General features: G+C 75.2%; 2 protein-coding genes. One reads left to right on the top strand and one right to left on the bottom strand.

Annotated features, from left to right (window positions below; genetic code table 11):
- Positions 1–1,096 (bottom strand): LLM class F420-dependent oxidoreductase (locus ACFV0G_RS38325; RefSeq protein WP_380558187.1); only part of this gene is annotated, 1,096 nt, incomplete at its 3' end.
- Positions 1,097–1,295: 199 nt separating this feature from the next.
- On the opposite strand from ACFV0G_RS38325, the gene ACFV0G_RS38320 reads away from it, so the two are divergent.
- Positions 1,296–2,276 carry an aldo/keto reductase gene (locus ACFV0G_RS38320; RefSeq protein ID WP_380558184.1) on the top strand — a complete coding sequence of 327 codons (981 nt, stop codon included), beginning with the start codon at positions 1,296–1,298 and terminating at the stop codon, positions 2,274–2,276.
- Positions 2,277–2,436: the final 160 nt, after the last annotated feature.

Raw genomic sequence — 2,436 nt, 5'->3', positions numbered from 1 at the left:
GGGGGGGGTGTCCCCCCCGGCCCCAACCCTCTGGTGGGGGGGGGCGGTGTCCGCCTTGGCCCGCCCGCTCCAGCGCCTCGACGCCGGTGCGCAGCGCGGTGATCCGCTGCTCCAGGGTGAAGCCGGCCGGGGCCAGGGTCAGCGTGGTGACGCCCGCGTCGGCGTACGCCTGCATCCGGCCGGCGATCCGGGCGGTGTCGCCGAGCAGCGAGGTGGCGTCGATCAGCTCGTGCGGGACGGCGGCGGCGGCGCCGGCCTTGTCGCGGGCGAGGTAGCGCTCCTGGATCTCGTCCGCGGCCTGCTCGAAGCCCATCCGGCGGGTCAGCTGGTTGTAGAAGTTCTTCTCCTTGCTGCCCATGCCGCCGATGTACAGGGCGGCGTAGTCGCGCTGGGCGTCGGCGGCCGCCTTGACGTCGTCGCCGACCGAGATGGTGACGGTGGGGCAGAGGTCGAAGCCGTCCAGGGTGAGCCCGGCCTTCTCGCGGCCGGCCCGCAGCGGGTCGACGGAGAGCGCGGCGTGCTCGGGCGCGAAGAAGATGCCGAGCCACCCGTCGGCGATCTCGCCGGTCTGCTCCAGGTTCTTCGGGCCGATCGCGGCGATGTAGAGCGGGATGTGCTCGCGCACCGGGTGCACGGTGAGCTTGATCGGCTTGCCGGGGCCGCCGGGCAGCGGGAGCGTCCAGTTGGCGCCCTCGTGGACGAGGCGCTCCCGGGCCATCGCCTTGCGGATGATCTCCACGTACTCGCGGGTGCGGGCCAGCGGCTTGTCGAACTTGACGCCGTACCAGCCCTCGGAGACCTGCGGGCCGGAGACGCCGAGGCCGAGCCGGAACCGGCCGCCGGAGAGCGTGTCCAGGGTGGCGGCGGTCATCGCGGTCATGGTGGGCGTGCGGGCCGGGATCTGGAAGATCGCCGAGCCGACGTCGATCCGCTCGGTCTTCGCGGCGACGTAGCTGAGCACCGTGGCGGCGTCCGAGCCGTACGCCTCGGCGGCCCAGCAGACCGCGTAGCCGAGCCGGTCCGCCTCCTGGGCGACCGCGATGTTGTCGGCGTCCATGCCGAGGCCCCAGTAGCCGAGGTTGATACCGAGTCGCATAGGGATGCCACGCCTTCCTTCAGTCCGTACGGCGAGGGTAGCCGCGCCGCCGCCGGACATGCTACTGGCCGGTAGCTGTGGCCTGCGTCACCTCCGCCGCGCGGGTCTCCGCCACGCTGCGTGTCGCGGCCGCTACGCTCTGCCGACGTGGGGGATCCCTCCCCACCTGCGGATTTTCAGCACCCGGAGGGCCGTCCCGATGGAACAGCGCCACCTCGGCCGCACCGGCCTGAAGGTCTCCCGGCTCGGCCTCGGCACCATGACCTGGGGCCGCGACACCGACGAGCACGAGGCCGCCGAGCAGCTCAAGGCCTTCGTCGACGCCGGCGGCACGCTGGTCGACACCTCCGACGCGTACGCCGACGGCGGCGCCGAGTACCTGATCTCCCGGCTCACCGACGGCCTCGTCCCCCGCGCGGAGCTGGTCATCGCCACCAAGGCGGGCGCGCCGGCCGGCCCGGGCCGCCGCCGCGACGCCTCCCGCGGCCACCTGCTGGCCGCCCTGGACGCCTCGCTGCGCCGCCTGGGCACCGACCACGTCGACCTCTGGCAGGTCGACGGCCACGACCCCGCCACCCCGCTGGAGGAGACGCTGCACGCCCTCGACCTGGCGGTCGCCTCCGGACGGGCCCGCTACACCGGCTTCTGCGACTCCAGCGGCTGGCAGCTGGCCAAGGCCTGCGCCTGGCACCACGGCCACCCCTCCCGGGTCCCGCCCGCCGCGGCGCAGCTGGAGTACTCGCTGCTCCAGCGCGGCCTGGAGCGCGAGGTGCTGCCCGCCGCCCTGGACGCCGGCGTCGGCCTGCTCGCCTCCTCGCCGCTCGGCCGCGGGGTGCTCACCGGCAAGTACCGGCACGGCGTGCCGCCCGAGTCCCGGGGCGCCGCCGCGTACCACGCCGCGGTGGTCCAGCCCTACCTCGGCGAGCGGTCCCGGCGCATCGTCGACGCCCTCGCCACCGCGGCCGACGGCCTCGCCAGCAGCCCGCTGAAGGTCGCCCTCGCCTGGGTCCGCGACCGCCCCGGCGTGGCGAGCGCGCTGCTCGGCGCCCGCACCGCCGCCCAGCTGCAGTCGGCCCTGTCGGTGGAGGCCCTTACGCTTCCGGGTGAGATCCGCGGTGCGCTCGACGACGTCTCGGCGCCGGTGCACCGCTACCCGGACCAGGGCTGGACGGAACTGTGACGCCGCCCGTGAGGAGCTGACATGACGCAAGCGGAGCACACCGCCCCGGACCGGCAGGCCGAGGCGGTCGCCGCACTGGCCGAGGCGATCCGCGCGGCGGGGGCGTCGTCCGGGCCCGCCGACCCCGACTCCCCCACCGCGGCCGGACCCGCCCCGGACC

Source organism: Kitasatospora sp. NPDC059571 (assembly GCF_042735675.1).
GTDB lineage: Bacteria > Actinomycetota > Actinomycetes > Streptomycetales > Streptomycetaceae > Kitasatospora.
The sequence above is the reverse complement of the archived record's forward strand: the minus strand, read 5'-3'. Positions and strand labels throughout refer to the sequence as shown.